21 protein-coding genes are annotated in these 23,003 nt (G+C 63.2%); 8 read left to right on the forward strand and 13 right to left on the reverse strand.

The window, feature by feature from the left end; translation table 11 throughout:
- The first annotated feature begins 15 nt into the window (after positions 1-15).
- The 4 genes from JQ575_RS00490 (at position 16) to JQ575_RS00505 (ending at position 1,972) form a co-directional block, all read left to right on the forward strand.
- A complete protein-coding gene (locus JQ575_RS00490) occupies positions 16-486 on the forward strand; it encodes an outer membrane protein (protein ID WP_212031319.1) in 471 nt (156 codons plus the stop codon).
- On the forward strand, positions 483-686 hold the full coding sequence (locus tag JQ575_RS00495) for a hypothetical protein (protein WP_212031320.1): 204 nt from the start codon (positions 483-485) through the stop codon (positions 684-686). The genes JQ575_RS00490 and JQ575_RS00495 overlap by 4 nt, the downstream gene beginning before the upstream one ends.
- Positions 687-978: 292 nt before the next feature.
- Positions 979-1,164 carry a hypothetical protein gene (locus JQ575_RS00500; protein WP_211994991.1) on the forward strand — a complete coding sequence of 62 codons (186 nt, stop codon included), beginning with the start codon at positions 979-981 and terminating at the stop codon, positions 1,162-1,164.
- Between the two features lie 37 nt (positions 1,165-1,201).
- Positions 1,202-1,972 carry an SDR family NAD(P)-dependent oxidoreductase gene (locus JQ575_RS00505; protein ID WP_212031321.1) on the forward strand — a complete coding sequence of 257 codons (771 nt, stop codon included), beginning with the start codon at positions 1,202-1,204 and terminating at the stop codon, positions 1,970-1,972.
- A gap of 8 nt (positions 1,973-1,980) precedes the next feature.
- Here the strand turns inward: JQ575_RS00505 and JQ575_RS00510 are convergent, their stop codons facing one another.
- The 4 genes from JQ575_RS00510 to JQ575_RS00525 all read right to left on the reverse strand — a co-directional run bounded on the left by JQ575_RS00510 (position 1,981) and on the right by JQ575_RS00525 (position 8,618).
- Positions 1,981-3,552, reverse strand: coding sequence for an outer membrane protein (locus JQ575_RS00510; protein WP_212031322.1), 1,572 nt, complete (start codon positions 3,550-3,552; stop codon positions 1,981-1,983).
- A gap of 195 nt (positions 3,553-3,747) precedes the next feature.
- Positions 3,748-5,007, reverse strand: a complete 1,260-nt coding sequence (locus tag JQ575_RS00515) for an FAD-dependent oxidoreductase (RefSeq protein WP_212031323.1) — start codon at positions 5,005-5,007, stop codon at positions 3,748-3,750.
- Between the two features lie 150 nt (positions 5,008-5,157).
- On the reverse strand, positions 5,158-6,699 hold the full coding sequence (locus tag JQ575_RS00520; RefSeq protein WP_212031324.1) for a caspase family protein: 1,542 nt from the start codon (positions 6,697-6,699) through the stop codon (positions 5,158-5,160).
- Positions 6,700-6,836: 137 nt separating this feature from the next.
- The gene (locus tag JQ575_RS00525) at positions 6,837-8,618 is read right to left on the reverse strand and encodes a winged helix-turn-helix domain-containing protein (protein ID WP_212031325.1); all 1,782 of its coding nucleotides are present in this window, start codon (positions 8,616-8,618) and stop codon (positions 6,837-6,839) included.
- Positions 8,619-8,872: 254 nt separating this feature from the next.
- Between JQ575_RS00525 and JQ575_RS00530 the strand changes: the two genes are divergently transcribed.
- The 3 genes from JQ575_RS00530 to JQ575_RS00540 all read left to right on the forward strand — a co-directional run bounded on the left by JQ575_RS00530 (position 8,873) and on the right by JQ575_RS00540 (position 12,957).
- Positions 8,873-9,913, forward strand: a complete 1,041-nt coding sequence (locus JQ575_RS00530) for an AraC family transcriptional regulator (protein WP_312015861.1) — start codon at positions 8,873-8,875, stop codon at positions 9,911-9,913.
- 316 nt (positions 9,914-10,229) lie between these two features.
- Positions 10,230-11,747, forward strand: a complete 1,518-nt coding sequence (locus JQ575_RS00535) for a DEAD/DEAH box helicase (protein WP_212031326.1) — start codon at positions 10,230-10,232, stop codon at positions 11,745-11,747.
- 142 nt (positions 11,748-11,889) lie between these two features.
- A complete protein-coding gene (locus tag JQ575_RS00540) occupies positions 11,890-12,957 on the forward strand; it encodes a GGDEF domain-containing protein (protein WP_212031327.1) in 1,068 nt (355 codons plus the stop codon).
- A 73-nt stretch (positions 12,958-13,030) separates the two neighbouring features.
- Here JQ575_RS00540 and JQ575_RS00545 read toward each other — a convergent pair whose 3' ends face one another.
- The 9 genes from JQ575_RS00545 to JQ575_RS00585 form a co-directional block, all read right to left on the reverse strand.
- The gene (locus JQ575_RS00545; RefSeq protein ID WP_212031328.1) at positions 13,031-13,480 is read right to left on the reverse strand and encodes a TfoX/Sxy family protein; all 450 of its coding nucleotides are present in this window, start codon (positions 13,478-13,480) and stop codon (positions 13,031-13,033) included.
- A gap of 181 nt (positions 13,481-13,661) precedes the next feature.
- Positions 13,662-14,072, reverse strand: a complete 411-nt coding sequence (locus JQ575_RS00550) for an iron-sulfur cluster assembly accessory protein (RefSeq protein ID WP_212031329.1) — start codon at positions 14,070-14,072, stop codon at positions 13,662-13,664.
- Between the two features lie 60 nt (positions 14,073-14,132).
- Complete coding sequence (locus tag JQ575_RS00555) at positions 14,133-14,519, reverse strand: SUF system Fe-S cluster assembly protein (RefSeq protein ID WP_192739476.1); 387 nt, start codon at positions 14,517-14,519, stop codon at positions 14,133-14,135.
- The gene (locus tag JQ575_RS00560; protein ID WP_212031330.1) at positions 14,516-15,763 is read right to left on the reverse strand and encodes a cysteine desulfurase; all 1,248 of its coding nucleotides are present in this window, start codon (positions 15,761-15,763) and stop codon (positions 14,516-14,518) included. Before JQ575_RS00560 ends, JQ575_RS00555 begins: the two co-directional genes overlap by 4 nt.
- Complete coding sequence (gene sufD, locus JQ575_RS00565) at positions 15,760-17,085, reverse strand: Fe-S cluster assembly protein SufD (protein ID WP_212031331.1); 1,326 nt, start codon at positions 17,083-17,085, stop codon at positions 15,760-15,762. The genes JQ575_RS00560 and sufD overlap by 4 nt, the downstream gene beginning before the upstream one ends.
- Positions 17,086-17,105: 20 nt before the next feature.
- Positions 17,106-17,858: a Fe-S cluster assembly ATPase SufC gene (sufC, locus tag JQ575_RS00570; protein WP_212031332.1), complete on the reverse strand. Its 753-nt coding sequence runs from the start codon at positions 17,856-17,858 to the stop codon at positions 17,106-17,108.
- 122 nt (positions 17,859-17,980) lie between these two features.
- Positions 17,981-19,462, reverse strand: coding sequence for a Fe-S cluster assembly protein SufB (gene sufB / locus JQ575_RS00575; RefSeq protein WP_211994964.1), 1,482 nt, complete (start codon positions 19,460-19,462; stop codon positions 17,981-17,983).
- A 91-nt stretch (positions 19,463-19,553) separates the two neighbouring features.
- Positions 19,554-20,714, reverse strand: coding sequence for a cysteine desulfurase family protein (locus JQ575_RS00580; protein ID WP_212031333.1), 1,161 nt, complete (start codon positions 20,712-20,714; stop codon positions 19,554-19,556).
- A 33-nt stretch (positions 20,715-20,747) separates the two neighbouring features.
- The gene (locus tag JQ575_RS00585; RefSeq protein WP_212031334.1) at positions 20,748-21,962 is read right to left on the reverse strand and encodes an acyltransferase family protein; all 1,215 of its coding nucleotides are present in this window, start codon (positions 21,960-21,962) and stop codon (positions 20,748-20,750) included.
- A gap of 31 nt (positions 21,963-21,993) precedes the next feature.
- On the opposite strand from JQ575_RS00585, the gene JQ575_RS00590 reads away from it, so the two are divergent.
- Entirely contained in the window at positions 21,994-22,935 is a 942-nt protein-coding gene (locus JQ575_RS00590; protein ID WP_212031335.1) for a LytTR family DNA-binding domain-containing protein, read from the forward strand.
- The last annotated feature ends 68 nt before the right edge of the window (positions 22,936-23,003 follow it).

Here is a 23,003-nt window from a genome sequence, read left to right on the forward strand (position 1 = left end):
GCTGGATCAGCGGCGGTGGCGGCTACGGCATCTCCCGTACCGACCGTTACTCGCGCATCGCCCAACGGCACCAACGTCCTCGGCGCCACCTCCGGTTCGGATGGCTGGCTGGCAACCGCCGGCGTGGGCTGCGATTACCAGTTCAGCGGCCGCTGGGTTGTCGGCGCCTTCGTCGACGGCACCTACTCCGACATCAAGGGTGACCACGCCTGGCGCGTGTTCACCCCCGGCGAAACCTTTGTCGGCGAAAACAAGATGGATTGGTCTTGGGCTGTTGGCGGCCGGATCGGTTATCTCGTCAGCCCGTCATTCCTGACCTACTTCAACGCCGGCTACACGCAGGCTCATACCGATGCCTACAATATTCGCTCGATCCTTCCTGGTGGCGCCGCAGTATCCGGCCTTCAGGTTCCGGGCCAGACCTTTGATGGCTTCTTCACAGCGGTTTCGAATATCAGCTCGACTTCCTCCCGGGCCTGTTCGTGAAGACCGAAGGTCGCGCTTCCTGGTACGATCGCAAGGACTCGCGTCTTACCTGCGTGACTGTTGGAGCGAACTGCGTCGCTGGCGCCGTTGGTACCGACCCGTTCGGCAACATCGACTCGCGCAGGCTGACCGTCTACACCGCGAAGACCGAGCTGGTCTACCGCTTCAACTGGGGTGGCCCGGTCGTCGCCAAGTACTGATCGACATACTGATCTCTGCTAAATCAGCAGCTCAAAAGCCCCGGCATCGTCCGGGGCTTTTTTTGTGTCTGGTTGCGTGAGGCCGTTGCCGCGCCCGCATGCTCCTGGCCCGAGTTGCAGTCTTGAGCTGTTGGTAAGCGCGGCGCAGCCTGCCCCCATCATCAGTCTCCTGATCATTTCCGCCCTTGCCGAAGCCGCCCGCATTGTATTCGATCGGCCGCTACGGTCGGCCTCGGCAATGGTTTCCGGGGACGCCGGTCAAGCCGTTCGAAAGCGGCAGCGGGGAGTATCCATGGCCAGATTGCTCTTGATCGTTGGCTTTCTGGCGCTCGCCGTCGGCCTGCTCTGGATCGGCCAGGGCACCGGCGCGATCACCTGGCCGCAATCGAGCTTCATGATCAACCAGCTGCAATGGGCGGGCTATGGTGCCGTGCTCGGCGCCGTCGGCCTGATCCTGATCTGGCAAGGCAAGAGCTGATCGCGGCTCTGTCGATAACAACAATGGGACAACAACAATGAAAACAAAACTTTTCGATCTCAGCGGCAAGGTCGCCATCGTCACCGGCGGCAATGGCGGCATCGGCCTTGGCATGGCGCGCGGGTTGGCGGACGCCGGCGCCGCGATTGCGGTTGTCGGGCGCAATGAAGCCAAATCGGTTGCCGCAGCCGCCGAGCTCGAGCGCAGCGGTGCCAAGGCGATATCGGTGGTCGCAGATGTCACCGACAAGGCGGCGGTCGACGCCATGGCCGCGCGCGTCGCCGGCGAACTCGGGCGGATCGACATCCTGGTCAACAATGCCGGCATCAGTATCCGCAAACCGCCGCACGTGCTCGATCTCGCCGAGTGGAACAGCGTGATCCAGACCAACCTCACCAGCGCCTTCCTGGTCTCGCAGGCGGTTTATCCTGCGATGAAGCAAGCGGGCGGCGGCAAGGTCATCAATATCGGTTCGATGATGTCGATCTTCGGCGCCAGCTTTGCGTCGGCTTACGCGGCGAGCAAAGGCGGCATCGTGCAGTTCACGCGCGCTTGCGCGGTGGCCTGGGCCCCTGACAACATCCAGGTCAACGCGGTGCTGCCGGGCTGGATCGACACCGATCTCACCAGGGGCGCCCGCGCGCAAATCGACGGGCTGCACGACAAGGTGCTGGCGCGTACGCCGGCGGCGCGCTGGGGCGTGATCGACGATTTCGCCGGCATTGCGGTGTTTCTGTCTTCGCCCGCCTCCGATTTCACCACCGGCACCGCGATCCCGATCGACGGCGGTTTCTCGGTCATGGGCTAACGCCGACGTCACGCTGACGCACTTCCGCAACGAAAAAGCCCCGGACGATGCCGGGGCTTTTGAGCTGCTGATTGAGCAGAGATCAGTACTTCGCAACGACCGCACCGCCACCCCAGTTGAAGCGGTAGACCAGCTGGCTGCGAACGGTGTGGGTGTATTTCTCGGAATCGATCGAGACGCCAGTCGGCAGGCCCGTTGCAGTGATCCGAATGGGATTGGTCGCCACATCGAACTCCGAGAAGCGATACTCGTTTTTCCAGAACAGGCCGGGCAGGAAGTTCAGCGCATATTCGTCGCCGGCGCCGATGAACCAGCCCCTGTAGGTGCGCTTCCGTAAAGAGGCCGGCCGGAACACCGAAGGGGGCAGAGATGCCGGTAAAATCAGTGCGGTCGAAGGTCGCTTCGGTATAGCCGACCGAGACATAAGTCAGAAGGTTGGGCAGCGCCAACCAACCGAGACGGCCGCCAGCCGACCAGGCCGAACTCATCTTCTCGTCGCCAACGCCGTTAACACGCTGCGGATTGAGATTTCCCTTGAGGCTGCTGAAATCGTAATCGCCGAAGGCGCCAACGACAAAGCGCGCGCCTGCAGCGGCCAGCTGGTAGTCGCAGCCGCCTTGCACCGTTCCAAGATAACCACGGCCTCCCGTGGTCGCCGTCTCGCTGAACCGCGTTCGGGGCGGTCCGTCAACGTAAGTGGTGTTTTCCTGGTTCCAAAGGCCATAGCCGCCACCGCCACCGACATAGCACCCGGTCCAGTTGACCACTGGCGCGGCAGGAGCCTTGACGTAAGCCTCGGCCGGAGCCGATCCGCCCGAGTTGAAGCGGTAGACCAGCTCACTACGAACGGTATGGACGAACTTTTTGGAATCCTCCGAGATGGCTGATGGCAAGCCCGCGGTGAACCGAATGGGATTGGACTCCGTGTCGAATTCCGAGAAGCGATATTCGTTTTTCCAGAACAGGCCGGGCAGGATATCCAGCGCGTATTCGTTGCCGGTGCCGATGAACCAGCCTTTGTAAGTGCGCTTATCCTGGAAAAAGCCCGCCGAAACACCAAAGGGCGGGAAGTTGGAGTTAAAGTTGGTGCGGTCGAAGGTCGCCTCGGTGTAGCCGGCCGAGAAATAGGTCAGGAAGCTGGGGGTAGCCAGCCAGCCGAGACGGCCGCCGACCGCCCAGGCCGAACTCATCTTTTCATCACCAACCATGGAGAAACCGGAGGGAGCGAACGTTCCCTTGAGGCTGGCGAAGTCGTAGTCGCCGAAGGCGCCGACGACAAAGTTTCCACCCGCCGCCGCAAACTGGTAGTCGCAACCGACCTGCACCGTTCCGAAATAGCCGCGACCGCCAGTTGTTATGGTATCGCTAATCGGAATGGGGGGCGGACCGAAGCCCGAGGTCGAGTTTTCCTGATTCCACATGCCGTAGCCGCCGCCACCGCCGACGTAGCAGCCGGTCCAGCTGGTCACCGTCACGGCCACTGCTGGCGCCTTCGAATAGGTGCGGGCGGGAAGATCTGCCGCGAAAGCCGGGGTGGCAAATGCCGCAACCGCGGACAGGACGAGCGCCAATTTCTTCACTTTGAATAATCCCCTCTATCAGATTTGGGGGAGCGTACATCGACAACCGAAATCCCGACGTGTCCCGGCTGGCGCTGGGCTTGTCGCCGTGGGCACTGCGAGGGCTGCAACGTCGCGAGCCAGGCGGATTGTCGCTTACTGTGGCGGGGCCGCTACAGAGTTGCCGCGTGATGTCGTAGCCGCAGCCAGCTTGTTTCAGTGTTCCGCGGATGCCGGCGACTGCACATGCTCGGGCCGGACGCCGAGCCCGATGAAGCGCGCCGTGATGCCCTGCAGCCATGGCACCGCCGTGATCAGCCGCATAACAAGTGGCGCTTTCAGCGGCTGATTGCCGGGCTTCAGCGCGGCGCTGACGATGTTGTCTTGCGCCACGACCTGCATCCGCTGCGTCATCCGCACCGGGAATTCGCGGCGCTGGCGTACCGCATCCAGTTCGTTCTCCGGCGGGCAGCCGTTCACGAGCTTGGCCGCGAGAAGATTGGCGGTCGCGACCGCGTCCTGAACCGCAAGATTGACGCCGACGCCGCCCATCGGCGACATCGCATGCGCGGCATCGCCGATGCAAAGCAAGCCGGGCCGCGTCCAGCGCGTCAGACGGTTGATCGCAACCGTGAGCAGCTTGACGTCATTCCAGCTTTTAACGTCGGCAAGACCGGATTTGAGGATCGGCGCGACCCGCGCGACGTCGTCCAGCAGCGCCGGCAGGCCCCTCGCCTTGACGGCATCGTACTGACCCTTGGCGATGATATAGGCGCATTGCCAGTAATCGCCGCGATCGAACGTCACCATCATCCTGCCGGGCTCGACGCGCGCAAACACGCTTTCGGTTTCGTTCTCCGTTTTTCCCGCGCGGAACCACAGCACGTCCATCGGCGCGCCGATCTCCTCGGTCGCAAGGCCCGCGCGCTCGCGCACCAGCGAATGGCGGCCGTCACAGGCGACGGTGAGATCGGCCTCGATATCGATCATGCCTTCCGGCGTGTTTGCGCGCACGCCCGCAACGCGGCCGCCGTCCTCAATGAGATCGGTCGCTTCGGTGCTCATCATCACTTTGAGCGAGGCAAACCGCTTGCCGCTTTCGCGCAGGAAATTCAGGAAATCCCATTGCGGCATGAAGGCGATGAAGGGGTATTTCACCTTGAGCCGGCTGAGATCGGCGATCCGCACCGTTGCGCCGCCGAACAACCCTTCCATCTTCTGCAGCCGCTGATGCGGCAGCTTCAGAAATCCGTCGATCAATCCGAGTTCGTCCATCACCTGCAGCGTCGAGGGATGCACCGTGTCGCCGCGAAAATCGCGAAAGAAGTCGGCGTGCTTTTCCAGCACCACGACATCGACCCCGGCGCGGCCCAGGAGATAGCCGAGCATCATGCCGGCGGGCCCGCCGCCAACGATGCAGCAGCGAACCTTCATCGTGCGCCCCGGGGGCTGTCGCGAAAAACTGCCTGCGTCCATGATCGACCTCCGAGCAGACTGTAACTCAATCGGACGACGCTGGCTGGATTAGAGCCTTTTCCGTTCCGATGGAATCGGAACGGGGCTCTAGATTCTTGATTTGACGCGTTTTCTTGACGCGAACCGGTATCCACTTCGCTCGAAAACGCTTTAGCGCCGGAAACTCTTGATCTCGGACACGCTGCCGTCGCGGTAGACCAGCTCGACCGAAACCGACTTGGTCGCCGGCGCAAGCTTGAGGTAGGGCTGCGCCTCGCGCGGGATGACGCTGGGATCCTTGGGATCGCACGGCGGCATTTTCAGAACCTGGTCGGGCACCGCGCTGTCGATGCCGACGCGCACCTCGCGGATCGCGCAGCGGTACGACATCAGATGGGTGTAATAGACCATGAGCCCGTTGAATTCGCGAAACGACAGCCAACTGGTCGCGGTCATGTCGAGGACCTTGCGCTGGTCGCGGATCAGCGCGGCCTCGGGATCGAAGCGGATTGGAAACGGCCCCTGCACTTCGCCATTGGTATCGACATAGCGCACCTGGATCGTGGCGGCCGGCGCGTCGGCCGGAAGCTCGATCGACGGGTTCGGCATCCGCTTGCGGGTCCGCGGATCGAGCGTGTCGATGAAGCCGGTCTCGCGGAAATCGCCGGCCTCGCCCATCCGCCAGGAAATCCCGAGCGTCGGATCGGCGATCGAGAACACCACGGTCCAGCCGCTATTATGGCGCGAGAACATCGCGATCGGTGCGTTGACGGAATCGTTCGACGGCGCAAGCCGGTGCACCGGCGGCAACGCTGCAACCTTCTGCAATGGCTCCGCAGGCTTGGCGACGGCAACCTCGGGTGCGGCCTTCGTCGTGCCGCTCAGGAATACGTCGTCGACCATCTGGTCGAAATAGACCGGGATCTGCTTGTGGCGCACGGTCTCCGCCAGTTCGCTGACCAGCCGCCGCGTGCGTTGCGCGACCTGCACGAGATTGACGCCGGGCTGCGTCAGTTCCTTGGTAAAGGTTCGGGTGAACACCGAATTGGGATTGGCATCGTCGTTCGACAGGCGGTCCAGCGCGGTCTGCCGCGGACCGGCTGAAAATATCGAGAACACGCCTTCCGGCAATTGCGTCATCGGCGCGAGGCCGCCGCCACCGGCGACGGCGCGGGTGCCGGAGCGCTCGAACGGATTGTTGCGGCAGGCGTCGAACACCAGAATGGCGGTTCGGGCACCCTTGTTCTGCAGGCGCTCGATGATGCGGTCCGCGAGGATGGAAGCGTCGCGCACCAGTTCCTCCTGACCTTCGGTCGCCGCCGGCACGTCGGTCGGCAGCAGGAAGTTCTGGCCGGCGATTTCAAAGCCGTGGCCCGCATAGAAGAAGAACGCGGTGTCGCCCTTGCTGACTGCCTTGTCGAACGCGAGCAGGCTCTGGCTGAATGCCTGGCGCGTCTGGTTCTCCGCGACCATGACGGTGAAACCGAGTTGCTTCAGCGTATCACCCATGGTGCGGGCGTCGTTGACGGCCTTCTGCAGCTTCGGCACGTTCCGGTAGTCGTTATTGCCGATCACCAGCGCGACGCGTTTTTCGGCATAAGCGGGGGCAGCGAACGCCAGCAACGAGGCGACAATGCCGAATGCCAGTCCGGATAGCAGCCCGGCCTTGGACCGTGCCTTGGGCGGTCCCTTGGGCCGCAACCAACTCGTCATCATCAGTTCCCCGCATTGATCCGCGGCCGCGCGGGACCGCTTTTGTCGTAGTCGATAAAGCCACGCCGGCGGTTCAATGCTGCAGGCAGGACCAGAGCCCCATTTCCGCCACGTGAGTAAGGTCAGCGATAGACCCGCTATTTCGCCGCCATACCAAGCGCCAGGAGAGTATCCTCCACACGCTTGGAAGCTTCGTTATAGACGGGGCTGGCATTCTTGGGATCAAGCCTGATGTTGGCGATAGTGGAGCCGGGCCGCAGTTCCATGGTCTTGGCCAAGGCCGCCTTGGCCTCGTCCGTGCGGCCCGTGCGATGGTAGGCAATTGCCAGCACTGCATGTGATCGTCCGGTGGCCGGCGTGATCGCAATCGATCTGGTGAGATAAGGGATCGCCTCTTCGTTGCGGTCCATCACCACCAAGGTCAGCCCTGCTCCCAACAGCCAGGTCCAGCGCGCCGTTCGCGGCGTATCGAATTGTTCGGCCAGTTTGAACGTCGCCAGCGCGTCCTCGAACCGCCCGAGCCGAAGCTGCCCGAGGCCGAGATTGTAGATCGCGAGCCCGTCCCAGGGATCGAAGGTCAGCACCCTGCCGCAGGCCACCAGGCTTTCAATGAACTGGTTTGTCGTGTTGAGGAGGCGGCAATACGCCTCCAGCACGGGGATGTAGGTCGGCTTCGCCCGCAGCGCCTGCTCGAGCATCGACTGCGCGGCGCGTTGAGTCTCGCCAACCTCAGCCTTGTTGTACCAGGTCATCTGGATGCCGCGCAGCAAGTGCGCGGCCAACGCGGCGGCGAGGTCGACATTACCGGGATCGGCTGCGATGGCTTTCTCCAGCATGGTTTGCGCGGCCTTGAAACGCTCCGGCGTGGTCTGGTTGATCGAGGCCATCGCCTGCTCGATAACGACCTTGGCGGTGCCGCCAGCCAGGTCGTCGTCGGTCGCGGCCGGGCCGGCATTGATCATCGCATTGATGCGAAGCGCCAGCGGATGGCCGACGCCCGCGGCGAGCCGGATCTGCTGAAGCGTCATGTCCGACTTCTCGATGCCGACCGAAACCGAGTTGGTCCAGCGTAATTCGCCTGTGGCGCCATTGCTCATGCGCGCCTGGATGGTCCAGGCCCCGCCCTCCAACCGCAACTCGCCGCTCACCACGAAGTCGGCCTCCGGGTGCGCGCCGACGGGCTGGGGCACCGCCGAAGCCATTTGCGATCGCGGCGCCAGCACGCGCAACTTGTCGATCCTGGCCAAGCCATCGGTGAGCCGGTCGGTCACATCCCCCGCCATCTCGGCAACCAACTGGCTGTCACCGACGCCGACGATCGGCATCATGGCGATGGTCGGCGACTTTCGCGGAAACATGGTATCGGGCGTGAGCACCGGTGCTGCGGCGGCAAGGCTGACGGCCGCGCTGAGGCGGTCGGCCACGCTCGCCGCCAACTCGGCAAGTTTCTGCCCCTCACCCACCCCGACGGGCTGCTCTGCGGCAACGGCCGGGGGTTTTCGCGCGAAGATGAAATCGGGCACGAAGATCGGCGCGGCGAAGGCCAGGCCGACGACCGCACCGAGCCCGGCCGCCGTCGCAAGCGCGGCTCGCAAGCCGAAGCGGAGCCGTTTCCGGGCGGGCTCTGCCGCCAGCGCCGCTCGCGCCACCGCGACCGCTTCGACGCCGGCTGTCGCGACCGGGACCTGCGCTTCATCGCCAAGGCCGCCCGGCCCGACCGTCACTTGCCCGTCGAACAGGTAGCCGCGGCCGGAAACCAGCTTGATCAACTGGCGCTGGTCGTCGCCAAGCGCGGCGCGGATTTCGCGGACGCATTGGAAAAGGCTGTCGTCGCCGACATGGACGTTCGGCCAAATCGCGTCAATCAGGTCCTGCTTGCTGAGAACGCGTCCGGCGTTGGTCACAAACAGCTGCAGCATGTCGAAGGATTTCGGGCGCAGCCGGATCGCTTCGCCACCGGGCCCGCGGAGCCTGGCACGTTGCGGGTCAAGTTCAAATCCGGCGAAACAGAGCAACTTGTGTCCGCAATCTTCTCGGGGCTGGGCTGCGCAAAGCGAATATCAGAGAAATTTCAGAAAGTCACCGCCGTCCCATCAGGACCGGGTTACCCCACCGTGGCATGATTCCCGAGTGATTTGCCGCGCCGCGGCATATCTTGGGGAGGACTGCTGGGGTGGCTATTCCGGCTTTAAGAGGAGCGGCACGTCTGCCGTCGGTCGCCTATGCCCCTCCTGGAGATCAGGGTACCTCTGCCTTTAGATGGTCCACCGATCAGGTCGATCCAAAGGAGCGCTTCGACTATTGGCGCGAGGTGCGCTCCAAGGGGCTTTTCGGGGCGACCGCCGAACTCGACCGGGAGCACCGCCCAAAGTTCGCCGGAGAATTCTCGCTTCGAAAGATCGGCTCCGCGGGCCTGATTGGCCTCCGCGCCTCGAGCTATCATGTCGAGCGCAGCGCGACCGATATCGCCAACGCGCCCAGCGACAGCCTTTGCATCTGCCAGCAGCTCGGCGGCGGCGGCTGGTTCAGGGTGCGCAATGTCGATGACTTCCACGTCGCCGGCGGAACGTTTGCGACGAGCTATTCGGATCTGCCCTACCATACGGTCCCGATCGCCGCTGAAGGCTTCGATCTTCGCATTCTGAAGGTACCGGTGGCCGACATTCTGCTGCCGCTACCCGGCCTGCACGACCTCGTCCCAAAACCGTTTACCGACCGCGCCACCCTCACCCCGCTGCTGGAATCCTGTTTCACCGACCTGACCGAAGCGGATGACGACAGCGATCCGGCAACGACGATGGCGTTGGTGCGGACGCTCACGCACCTCACATTGATCGAGCGCGGCGTTGTCCGGCCGACCAGCCGGCTGGCGCAGTACGCGGTTCGGGCCGGCCGCCTGTCCCTGGCGCGGCGATTGATGGCCCGCCACATCGCCGAGCCGCAACTGTCGCCAGCGTTTGTGGCAAGTCAGCTCGCGATCTCGGTTCGTCATCTGCACGTGCTGTTCGAAGAATCCAGCATGAGCTTCTCGCAGACCGTCACCGCGCTGCGCATCGAGCGAAGCCGCCGCCTGTTACGCGAGGCGCCGGCCATGACCATTGCCGAGATCGCCTTTGCCAGCGGCTTCGACAGCCTCGCAACGTTTTATCGCGTGTTTCGCGGGGCGCAGGGCATCACGCCCGGTGACTTCAGGGAAGCGGCGACAAGGAAATAGGTTACGAGCGCGCGACCGGTCGCGTGGCAGCAGGCTCGGCAAGCCCGACGCATTTGACCGCCAAATGACGGTTTGGCCGTTATTTGTGCGAAAACATTAAGCTTTTTCGGGCATTTGGCCGGTTCCCAGATTGACTTTGGCCGTTTCGCGCCTATGTTCCGGCCAACGCGGCCCTGGATCGACACGCGATTCCCTTGGGTTAGCCGCTCGTCAGCGTAAGTCAGAGCCCCCAGCTTTTTAAAGCGCGCCGTTTCGGGGTTGAACGCGACAGCCTTATTACCCTCGATTCCGAACGGCGGTGTCGACTAGAGGCTCAATGTCTTTTTCCCATCTCGGACTTTCCGACAAGGTTCTCGCCGCTGTTGCGGCCACCGGCTACACCACCCCTACGCCCATTCAGGAACAGGCGATCCCCCACGTTCTGGCCCGCCGCGACGTTCTCGGCATCGCCCAGACCGGCACCGGCAAGACCGCTGCCTTCGTCCTGCCCATGCTTACCATGCTGGAAAAGGGCCGCGCCCGGGCACGGATGCCCCGCACCCTGATCCTGGAGCCGACCCGCGAACTTGCCGCCCAGGTCAAAGAGAATTTCGACAAATACGGCATTGGCCAGAAACTCAATGTCGCCCTGCTGATCGGCGGCGTCTCGTTCGGCGATCAGGACACCAAATTGACCCGCGGCGTCGACGTCTTGATCGCGACCCCGGGCCGGCTGCTCGACCATACCGAGCGCGGCGGGCTGCTGCTCACCGGCGTTGAACTCCTGGTCATCGACGAAGCCGACCGCATGCTTGACATGGGCTTCATTCCGGACATCGAACGGGTCTGCAAGCTGGTCCCGTTCACGCGACAGACCCTGTTCTTTACCGCGACGATGCCGCCCGAAATCAGCCGCATCAGCGAAGCCTTCCTGCACAATCCCGAACGTATCGAAGTCTCCAAGCCCGCGACCACAGCGGTTGGTGTGTCTCAATTCCAGGTCGCCTGCGGGCGCGAGGTACACGAGAAGCGCGAGATCCTGCGCCGCCTGCTGCGCGACGCCAAGGACCTCCAGAACGCGCTCATCTTCTGCAACCGCAAGCGCGAAGTCGCCGTCGTCTACAAGTCGCTGCAAAAGCACGGCTTCAGTGTCGGTGCCCTGCATGGCGATATGGATCAGTCGGCCCGCACCGCCGCCCTCGACCAATTCCGCTCCGGCGAAATCCCGATACTGGTGGCCTCCGATGTCGCCGCCCGCGGCCTCGATATTCCCACCGTCAGCCACGTCTTCAATTTCGACGTGCCCCATCATGCCGACGACTACGTCCACCGCATCGGCCGAACCGGTCGTGCCGGCCGCGCCGGCACCGCGATCTCGATCGTCACATCGCTCGACACCAAATCGCTGGCCGCGATCGAACGGCTGATCGGAAAATCCATTCCGCGCGCGGAAGGCGACTACTCCGTGCGATCGGAAGCGTCAGGCGATATCGACCCGCCGCGCGAGGCGCGCGGCAGAGAAGGTTCTCGCGGAGGCTCCCGCCACGGTGCCAAAGATGGCTCCAGGGAAAGCGTCAAGGAAGGTTCACGTGGCGGACGCAAGCCGCGACGTGAGCGCGAACCGCGCCACGGTGAGCGCGAACCGCGCCACGCCAAGGGAGGCGAGCGCAACTCCGGCCCGCAGCCGCAGGCAGCGACCGAAGCGTTCACGCCGCCAGCGCCCGCACCGGCCTCCCGCGTGCCCTCGATCGGCCGGGCCGAACCGCGGCGCGCCCAGCGCGAGGTCGAATCGGAGCCTGCCGATCACTCGCATCTTCCGGCGTTTTTGCTGCGTCCCGTGCGCGCCCGCGTCTAACGCTTTCAACGCCGTCCACGCGGTGAACAGGGTACAGCCCTGTTTACCGGGCGTTCATTCTCCTCCCTTAACTTCACGGCGATAATTTTAGTCATTGCCTGCTGGGCGGCGCGAAACGTTGCTCGCTATTAGGGACGGATCAGTGGTGAAACTGCTGGACGAACACGAACGCACGCTGGCCTTCGCCGAGGTCGCGATGGGCCAGATCAAGTCGCTTCGGCAGACGGCCGTGCCCCGCAATTATGAAATCTGGTACGTCTACGCCACCGGTTACAACGCGCCCCTCAACAAGATCATCAACGAGACGCTGGCGCGCAACGGCAAGCTCAGCGAAGCCGACCTCGAACAGATCTACGAGACCTACCTTTCCCACATCAAAACCTCCGACCGCATCGACAAGGTCGGCGCGCGCGTGATCGGCGAGATCGACGACGTGATGACGCTGATCACCGAGGCGCTGGACATGTCGGCGAGCTACGACGCCAGCCTGAGCGGCGCCAGCCAGAAACTGTCGACCGCGCAGAACCGCGACCAGATCAAGGCGGTCGTGGACCAGCTGGTGAAATCCACCCGCGAGATGCGCGACACCAACAAGGCGCTGGAGAACCGGCTGTCGCTGTCGAAGAGCGAGATCAGCAATCTCCAGCACAGCCTGGAAGCCATCCGCGCCGAGAGCCTGACCGATCCGCTCACTGGCCTTGGCAATCGCAAATATTTCGACCGCTCGATCGAGATGGCGGTACAGGCGGCGCTGGCCAACGGCGAACCCTTGTCGCTATTGATGTTCGACATCGATCATTTCAAATCGTTCAACGATTCCTACGGCCACCTCACCGGCGATCAGGTGCTGCGTCTCGTCGGCATGTCCTTGAAACAGACCATCAAGGGACAGGACATCACCGCGCGTTATGGCGGCGAGGAATTCGCGGTTGTGCTGCCCAACACCGCGCTGCGCCAGGCGCTCACCGTTGCCGATCACATCCGCCGCGCCGTGATGGCCAAGGAATTGAAGAAGAAATCCACCGGTGAAATCCTCGGCCGCGTCACCATCTCGGTCGGCGTTTCCATGCTGAAGCCGGGCGACGACACGGATTCGCTGATCGAACGCGCCGATGCCTGCCTCTACGCCGCCAAACGCAACGGCCGCAACCGCGTGATCTGCGAAGCCGACCCCGAATACGCCGCCGACCAGCGCAGCCAGGTGGCCTGAGATTCAGCCCTTTATGGCGAGGCCGTAGGGTGGGCAAAGGCGTTCTTACGCCGTGCCCACCAACGTCCGTTCCTTATCGGGATTGGTGGGCACGCTTTGCTTTGCCCACCCTACGAGTTGCCGGTTTCTTCTTGGCCGGCGGCTTTTTCACCACAGCTCTCTTCGCAACTTTCTTCGCCGCCTTGCGCACCTTCGGACGCTTGCGCAATGCGGCGCGCTGCGCGGCGGCCAGCGCCGCCCTCGCCCAATCGCTCAGCTCCTCCGAATCGTCGAACAGCCGCGCCGGCAATTGCCAATACGAATTCACGGTCACCGTCTTCGTACGGGTCTGATACGAAAACGGCTGCGATCCTTCCGCCTCGAACTGCGGAATCGTCGTTTCATCCGCCCTGAAATACAGGCCGGCGCGCAGCGCGAGTGCGAAGTTGGTGCCGTCAGCGGAAATGCCGAAGCCGGAAAACATCCGACGGATCGTCACCGGACCGAAATCGGCAAACAGGTCGATCAGGAAATCGCGATCCATCTTCCACCGTCGTCCCGGCCTTGAGCCGGGACCCATACGCCGCAGCCCGCATTGTTGGAAAAGGAAGATAACGACTAGCGCGCAAACCAACTGCCGCCGGTGGCTATGGGTCCCCCGATGCGCAATTGCGCATCTGAGCTCAAGGCCGGGACGACGCTGTGGTTAGGTCAGCGTTCGATAACTAGTGGTCGGCCTTCGCGGCGGTCAGTTGAACCGACTCGCCGCAACCGCAGGCAGAAACCTGGTTCGGGTTGTTGAAGATGAACTGGGCCTGCATCTTGTCGGCCTTGTAGTCCATCTCGGTGCCGAGCAGGAACAGCACGGCCTTGGGATCGACCAGGATCTTGACGCCGCGGTCCTCGACCACCTCGTCGGTGGGACGGACTTCGTGGGCGTATTCGACGGTGTAGGACTGCCCGGCGCAGCCGCCGTTCTTGATGCCGACGCGCAGGCCGACGATTTCGGAATCGGCGCGCTTGGTCAGTTCCGTGATGCGCTCTGCCGCCGCTTCGGTCAATTTCATGACCTGCGGGCGCGGCCGCGGCTTCGGCTTGGCGGTGGGTGTTGGTGCTGTGGGCGTCATGTCATTCATGTGGTCAATCCCAGCGGCAAATCAATGCCGGTTATTTTCCCGTAAAACCGTTAACGCGCATCACCACATATTCAACACGAGGCGGGCCTCGTCGGACATGCGATCCGGCGTCCAGGCCGGCTCCCACACCAGATTGACATTGACGACGCCGACGCCGGGAACGCTGGCGACGGCGTTCTCCACCATGGTCGGCAGTTCGCCCGCCGCCGGGCAGTTCGGCGTGGTCAGCGTCATCATCACATCGACGCTGCGGTCGTCCTTGAAATCGACCTTGTAGATCAGGCCGAGTTCGTAGATGTCGGCCGGAATTTCCGGGTCGAACACCGTTTTCAGCGCCGCCACGATCTCGCCGCCGAGACGCTCGGTCTCCTCCGGCGGCAGCGCCGACTGGGTTTCCATATTGGCTTTGACTTCGTTGGCGGTTTTGACTTCGGCTGTGTCGGTCATGAAAACAAATCCTGCGCCTTGATCAGCGCCTGCACCAGATGGTCGACTTCTTCACGGGTATTATACATCCCAAACGACGCCCGGCAGGTGGCTGTGACGTTGAACCGCTCTAAAAGCGGCATCACGCAATGGGTGCCGGCGCGCACCGCAATGCCCTGGCGGTCGATCACGGTGGCGATATCGTGGGCGTGTGCGCCCTTCATCTCGAACGAGATCACCGGTCCCTTGCCGCGCGCGGTGCCGATCAGCCGCAGCGAATTGATTTCGCGCAGCCGATCCTGGGCGTAGGTCACGAGGTCGTGCTCGTGGGCGGCGATGCGCTCCTTGCCGATCGAATTGACGTAATCGATCGCAGCGCCGAGCCCTATCGATTCCACGATCGCGGGCGTGCCGGCCTCGAATTTATGCGGAGGATCGCCATAGGTGACCCAGTCCCGGGCGACTTCGCGGATCATCTCGCCGCCGCCGTTGAAGGGGCGCATCGCGACCAGATGCTCATGCTTGGCGTAGAGCACGCCGATGCCGGTCGGGCCGTACAGCTTGTGACCGGTGAAGACGTAGAAGTCGGCGTCGATGTCCTGCACGTCGATCGTCATGTGGACCGCAGCCTGGCTGCCGTCGATCAGCACCGGGATGCCGCGGGCATGCGCCAGCTTCACCACGTCCTTGACCGGCACGATGGTGCCGAGCGCATTCGACATCTGCGTGACCGCGACCAGCCTGGTGCGGTCGGTCAGCAGCTTTTCGAATTCCTCGATCAGGAAATTGCCTTCGTCGTCGACCGGCGCCCATTTGATGACCGCGCCGTGGCGCTCCCGAAGGAAATGCCAGGGCACGATGTTGGAATGGTGCTCCATGATCGAGATGATGATCTCGTCGCCGGCCTTGATGTTCGGCTCACCCCAGGACGACGCCACGAGGTTGATCGCTTCGGTGGCGTTGCGGGTGAAAATGATCTCTTCGGTACGCGCGGCGTTGAGGAATTTTGCGACCTTGGCGCGGCCGCCTTCATAGGCTTCGGTGGCGGCGTTGGCGAGGTAATGCAGCCCGCGATGCACGTTGGCGTATTCGCTCTTGTAGGCTTCCGTCATGCGATCGAGCACGGCGGTGGGCTTCTGGGCGGAGGCGGCGTTGTCGAGATAGACCAGCGGCTTGCCATAGACTTTCATCGCCAGTGCCGGAAAATCCTCCCGCACCCGCGCCACGTCATAGGCGCCGTTTTTCACCGCCGGATGCATGGTCAACCCCTCGCCTCCAGCCAGCGCTGCGCCGCTGCAATCGCAAGCTCGCGCAGGCCGTCATTCACAATCGATTCAATCGCCTCGCCGACGAAGGCCTGGATCAGCAGCGCCTGCGCTTCCTTCTCGGACAGGCCGCGTGCGCGCAGGTAAAACAGCAAGCTCTCGTCGAGCGCGCCGGTGGTGGCGCCATGGCCGCAGGTGACGTCGTCGGCAAAGATCTCGAGCTCCGGCTTGTTGTCGGCCTCGGCGTCGTCGGACAGCAGCAGCGCCCGCGTCATCATCTTGGCGTCAGTCTTCTGGGCATGCGGACGCACGATGATGCGGCCCTGGAACACCGAATGGGCGCGGTCGTCGACGACGGCGCGGAATATCTCGCGGCTGTCGCAATGCGGCACCGCGTGGTCCATGAACAGCGTGGTGTCGGCGTGCTGCTTGCCGTTGAGCAGATTGACGCCGTTGGTCTCCACCCTGGAGCCCTCGCCGGCAAACACGATGGTCGCCTGGTAGCGGCTGACGCCGGCGCCCGACATCATGCCAAAGGTGTTGAAATGCGCGTGTGCGCCGAGGCTCACCACACCAGAGGAAATATTGAAGGCGTCGCGACCATCTTCGTTGAGGCGGACATGGTCGAGGCGTGAATTGTTGCCGATCGAGATGATCAGGGAATCATGCACCTGATAGGCCTTGGCGCCCTCGGTCGCGATATAGCTTTCGACCAGGGTCGCACCGGCATCCTTGCCGAGGCGCAGCAGCGAGCGCGTGAACATCGCCGCCGGCACAGTGCCGCTGGCGATATGGACGATCTGCAGCGGCTGCGTCAGCACGACGCCGTCGGCGACATCGATCACCACGCCGTCGGTCATCATCGCGCTGTTCAGCGCCACCATGGGATTGGCATTGTCGGGCGTGAACAACAGCGTCTGCAGCGCGGCGTCGCCGGTTTCCAGCACCTCCCGCAGAGTGCGGATGCCAAGACCCTTCTCGAGACCGCCAAGTTCAGAAAGCTTTGGCGCGAACACGCCGTCGACCAGCACCAGCCGGCGGACGCCTTCGATCGCGTGCAGCTTGGCGGCGCTGGCCGCGCGCGAAAATTCCGCCGCATCCGGCGCGGGCGCCAGCGGCAGCACCTCGCGCATCAGCGCGCGCAGATCGGTGTATTTCCAGTCCTCGATCCGGCGATGCGGCAGGCCCGCTTGCGCATAGGCAGCGAAAGCCGCCTCGCGCGCCGCGGCGACCTTGTCGGCGCCGGGAAGCCGGTCGCGCGCGATCGCAAAGCTGTCGCTCAGCGCGCTCCCGGTCTCGTTTTTTACCAAAGCCACATTCATCACAAAATCCGTATCCCGCCTCAGGCTGCGTCTTCGAACTGGGCGTAGCCGGAAGCCTCGAGCTCCAGCGCCAGTTCCTTGCCGCCGCTTTTGACGACGCGGCCCTTGGACATCACGTGCACGAAATCCGGCACGATGTAGTTGAGCAGCCGCTGGTAGTGGGTGATGACGACCATGGCCCTGCCCTGCGAACGCAGCGCGTTGACGCCGTCGGCTGCGACGCGCAGCGCGTCGATGTCGAGGCCGGAATCCATTTCGTCGAGGATGCAGACGGCCGGCTCGAACAGCGCCATCTGCAGGATCTCGTTGCGCTTCTTCTCGCCGCCGGAAAACCCGACATTGACGCCGCGCTTGAGCATGTCGCGCGGAATGTTCAGGCTGGCCGCCGCTGCATAGGCCTTCTTCAAGAATTCCGGCGTCGTCAGCTGGCTCTCGCCGCGCGCCTTGCGCTGCGCGTTCAGCGCCACGTGCAGGAAGTTCATGGTGGCGACGCCGGGAATTTCCACCGGATACTGGAACGCCAGGAACACGCCCTTGGCGGCGCGCTCATCCGGCGACATCTCCAGGAGGTCTTCGCCCCTAAACAGGATTTCGCCGCCGGTGACTTCGTAGCCCGGCTTGCCGGCGATGACGTGCGACAGCGTCGATTTGCCGGAGCCGTTCGGCCCCATGATCGCGTGCACCTCGCCCGGATTTACCGTGAGCGACAGCCCATGGAGGATCTCACGCTCCTCGACACGGACTTTCAGGTCTTTGACTTCTAGTAGTGACATCACAATCTTCCGTTTTCCCTCGTCCTGAGGAGCGCCGAAGGCGCGTCTCGAAGGACGTAGCCGACAATCTTTCCGCTCATCCTTCGAGACGGCCGCTCAGGCGGCCTCCTCAGGATGAGGGCCTATCCAACCGAACCTTCGAGGCTGATCGAAATCAGCTTCTGCGCTTCCACCGCAAATTCCATCGGCAGTTGCTGCAGCACATCCTTCACAAAACCGTTGACCACGAGACCGACGGCTTCTTCCTGGCTGAGGCCGCGCTGCACGCAGTAGAACAGCACGTCTTCGGAAATCTTCGACGTGGTGGCCTCGTGCTCGAACAACGCCGAGGAGTTCTTGGCTTCGACATACGGCACGGTGTGGGCGCCGCATTTATCGCCGATCAGGAGCGAATCGCAGGCGGTGAAGTTGCGCGCGCCTGTTGCTTTCCTGTGAGCGGTGACGAGGCCGCGATAGGTGTTTTGCGAGACGCCGGCGGCAATGCCCTTCGAGATGATCCGGCTCGTCGTGTTCTTGCCGAGGTGAATCATCTTGGTGCCGGAATCGACCTGCTGGTGACCGTTCGAGATCGCGATCGAATAGAACTCGCCGCGCGAGTTGTCGCCGCGCAGGATGCAGCTCGGGTATTTCCAGGTGATCGCCGAACCGGTCTCGACCTGGGTCCAGGAGATCTTCGAATTGTTGCCGCGGCAGTCGCCACGCTTGGTGACGAAATTGTAGATGCCGCCCTTGCCCTCGGAGTTGCCGGGGTACCAGTTCTGCACCGTCGAATATTTGATCTCGGCATCGTCGTGCGTGACGAGTTCGACGACCGCGGCGTGCAACTGGTTCTCGTCGCGCTGCGGCGCGGTGCAGCCTTCGAGATAGCTGACGTAAGAGCCCTTGTCGGCGATGATCAGCGTGCGCTCGAACTGGCCGGTGTTGCGCTCGTTGATGCGGAAGTAAGTCGACAACTCCATCGGGCAGCGCACGCCCGGCGGCACATAGACGAACGAGCCGTCGGAGAAGACAGCCGAATTCAGCGTCGCGAAATAATTGTCCGAGGTCGGCACGACCGTGCCGAGATATTTCTTCACCAGTTCAGGGTGTTCGCGGATCGCTTCCGAGATCGGCATGAAGATCACGCCGGCCTGCTTCAGCTCCTTCTGGAACGTGGTCGCGACCGAAACCGAATCGAAGACAGCGTCGACCGCGATCTTGCGCTGACCTTCTGGGCGCACGACGCCTTCGAGCACCTCGACTTCGCGCAAGGGAATGCCAAGCTTCTCGTAGGTCTTCAGGATGTCGGGATCGATCTCGTCGAGCGAACCGATCGTCTTCTTCGGCTTCGGCGCCGAATAGTAATAGAGATCCTGATAGTCGATCTTGGGATAGTTGACGCGGGCCCATTGCGGCTCGGTCATGGTCAGCCAGCGGCGATAGGCCTCCAGACGCCATTCCAGCATCCAGGCCGGTTCATTCTTTTTTGCAGAGATAAACCGGACGGTGTCTTCCGACAGCCCCTTGGGAGCCTTGTCGGACTCGATCAGCGTCTCAAATCCATATCGATATTGGTCGACGTCGATCTGCCTGACGCGATCGACCGTCTCCTGTACGGCAGCCATTCCATCCTCCGCTCGCGGTTTCAAGGACCGCGGTGGATCAATCCGGCGGTTCTAGAGCCTGATCGATCCTGATTGGTTCAGAACCGATTGCTTAGAACCGTTCAACCTGTGTTTCGTCGCTCTTAAGTAAGGTATTGGAGAGCTTTCGCCAAGCCTTGAGGGCTAATTCAATCTCTGTCTGTGATGTAGACCACCCCAGACTGAGCCGCACAGCTCCCTGGGCCAGTTCCCGGCCCTGGCCCATGGCGTCCAGGACGTGCGATGGCTGGACCTTGCCGGAGGAGCAGGCCGAACCCGACGATACCGCAATACCGGCCAGATCGAAGCCAATTACGGCCGTTTCGGCCTTTAGGCCGGGAACGGTGAACAGTGTGGTATTGGGTAACCGCGGCGCAGCTTCCGAAAACACAATCATCCCGAGCGTCTGCTTCAAACCATCCTCAAGGCTGCTCTTGAGGCCCACCAGACGGCCGGCGTCCACTTCCAGAGCTGCCATGGCGGCTTTGGCAGCCGCGCCAAACGCTGAAATCCCCGCGACGTTCTCGGTACCCGCCCGGCGGCCCAGCTCCTGTCCGCCGCCGCGCAGCAGCGGCTCCAGCCCCTGCACGTCCCCGGTCAAAACAACCGCTCCGACACCCTTGGGGCCGCCGATCTTGTGCGCAGAAAGCGTGATCAGATCGGCTTCGATCGATTTGATATCAAAGGCGATTTTGCCAAGCGCCTGGATCGCATCGACATGCAGCAGCCCGCCGGCCTCATGGACGATCCGGGCCACCTCCGCCACGGGCTGAATGGCACCGGTCTCGTTATTGGCCAGCATCACCGACACCAGCGCGGGAGGACCGTTCAGCAGCTCGCGCAGATGGTCGAGGTCAACAAGGCCCGACGCCGTGACCTTGATGGTCTTGATCGCGTCGGCTGAAAACCGTCCGCCCGACAGCACGGAGGCGTGCTCGATGGCCGACACCAGGAGCCGCTGAACCGGCTGCCCCGCGCCCCGCCGCAGGAGCGGCGTCAGCGCCAGCGCGTTGGCCTCGGTTCCACCTGATGAAAAGACCACGTCCTGCGGCCGGGCGCCGACCGCCGCGGCGACCGCGGCGCGGGCTTCCTCAACCAGCCGGCGCGCCTGGCGGCCCTCGGCGTGGACCGAGGACGGGTTGCCGGCGAGCTCCCAGGCGGCCGCCATCGCCGCCTTGGCTTCCGGGCGAAGCGGCGTGGTCGCATTCCAGTCGAGATAGATCCGGTCGGGCATGCGCCGTCTTAACATCTTTCGCGAGGCGGCCAATCATTGCGCGGGCTGGCTGCTCGCCCGCACCGGCATGGCCGGTTCGGATGCCATCCGCAATCCGAACAAGGGCCTCAAGATAGTGATGCGCCGAACGATCTCATAGGTCGCCACGCAGGCGGCGATTGTGCCAAGAATCACGATCCCCGCTTCAAGCCAGGCTGGCAGACCCTGTCCGCGCAACGCATGCGCAATCATGATGATCGCGGTCTGGTGCACGATGTAATACGGGAAGATCGCATCGGTGAGATAGCGCCGCACCGCCGAATCCGCGGTCAGCCATCGCCGCGCGAAGCCGAGCAGCGCGACCATGCAAAGCCATTGATAGGATCCATAGGCCAAGCCGGCCAGGATTTTCAGCGGCGTGCCGCCGTACCTGGTCGCCCACACCGCGAGAAAAGTCAGAAAGAACCCGGCCGCCAGCGACAGCGCCAGCCAGCGCAGACGCTCCATCGCCTCCCAGATGGCCGTAGCGCGGGCCAGCACAAAGCCGAACAGGAAGACGGTCGCGAACAGCGCGTGATTGTACCAGTCGCCGAACAGCGCGTGCGTCGATGGAAAATGTGGCAGCAGGACCAGGCGATAGGCCGCAAGCAGCAGCGGCGGCACGACCAGCAGCAGCACGCCCGATAGCGCGGATGCAAGCCGCCGCTCGATCCATCCGAGAAGTCCGGGAGCCAGCCACAGCACGCCTCCCAGCGCCACCGTGTAAACCCACAGATAGGCCACGAACCAGAGATGGTTCCAAGTCGGGAGCACGATGCAGGGGTTTGGGCAGAATTGCGGCCCGAAAGCGAGGTAATGCCGCTGGTAGAAATCGACAAAGCCGGCCGGATAGCCAAGCGCCTCGACGATCTGGTCATAGGCCTGCGGTGGCACGATCACCAGCATGCCGAACACCAGGGGTATCAATAGCCGCGCTGACCGCGACCGCAGCAGCGGCCCCAATTTGTACTTGCCCAGCATGAAGCGGGTCGCCACGCCCGAAACCAGGAACAGCAGCGCCAGCCGCCATGGATTGAGCACCAGCATCACCGGTTCCAGCGCAGCGATCCGATGCGCGCTCTTGATGTGGAAGCCCCAGGAAACGTAGAGCATGCCGACATGGTAGAAGATCAGGAGGCCGAAGGCTGCGATCCGCACCCAGTCAAGATCGATGCGCCGCTCGGAGCCGGGAGCGGAATCCGGTGGTTGTGATATGGTTTGCTGCCACATGGCTTGATCCCTCAATGCACGACGAAGTTGGATGACCGACGTCAAAAATGCGCCTGATGGCCGTGGCGTCGAGCCGGTTTGGGATCAAAACCAGCCGGCTTGGGACGAGACGACCCCGCGTGGGACCAGCGGCTTGTTTCGCGGGATAACCGGCGCCGACTGGCTGGTCTACGCCGCGGTCGCAGCCGTCGCGCTCGTGATCGGCAGCGTCAACGCGCTGTCGACCGCGGACGACATCGCCCGGCGCGGCGGCTCGTATAACCTCAAGACGCCGCTGCTCTGGGAGATGACCAGCATTGCCGTCATCATCCTGTTGGCGCCGGCCCTGTTCGCCGCGGTCAGGCGAATCCGCCGGGAACCGCGCGGGCTGGTCCGTATCGCGCTGGTGATCGCGGCCATCATCGTCTTCTCCGCCGTGCACATCACCGGGATGGTGGCATTGCGCAAACTGGTGATGTGGCTGCTCGGCGGCAGCTATGATTTCCACCTTTCGCTCGCGATCCTGCTCTATGAGGCGCGCAAGGACGCGGTCACCTGCCTGTTGATCGGTGGCGGCATGTGGCTGATCGACAGCCGCCGCGAAGTCGCGGCGGTCGCGACGGCGGCCCCCGCCACGGCCGCGGAAGCGCTGCCGCATATGGTCTGGCTGCGCGACGGCACCACCCGCATCCGCATCGAACCCCGGGAGATTATCTGGATCAGTTCGGCCGGGAACTATGTCGAGTACAGCCTCGCCGATGGTCGCAGCCATCTGGTCCGCGGAACGCTGGCGGCGGCCGAGGCCCAGCTTGCGCTATACAAACTGGCACGGGTCCACCGCACCCGGCTGGCCAATCTCGACCGGGTGACCGCCGTGGCGTTGAAACCATCGGGAGATTTCGAGCTTACCTTCGACACCGGTCAGACCGCCGTGGGCAGCCGGCGCTACCGCAACGCCATCGCCTCGCTTGAACGCATCACCGCTTCAAGTTGAGCGGCAACCTTGCCATGCCGGCACCAAGCCGACCCTCGACGAAAAGAAATCCTTAAAATCCATCAACT

The sequence above is a fragment of the Bradyrhizobium sp. JYMT SZCCT0428 genome (genome assembly GCF_018131075.1).
Lineage (GTDB): Bacteria > Pseudomonadota > Alphaproteobacteria > Rhizobiales > Xanthobacteraceae > Bradyrhizobium.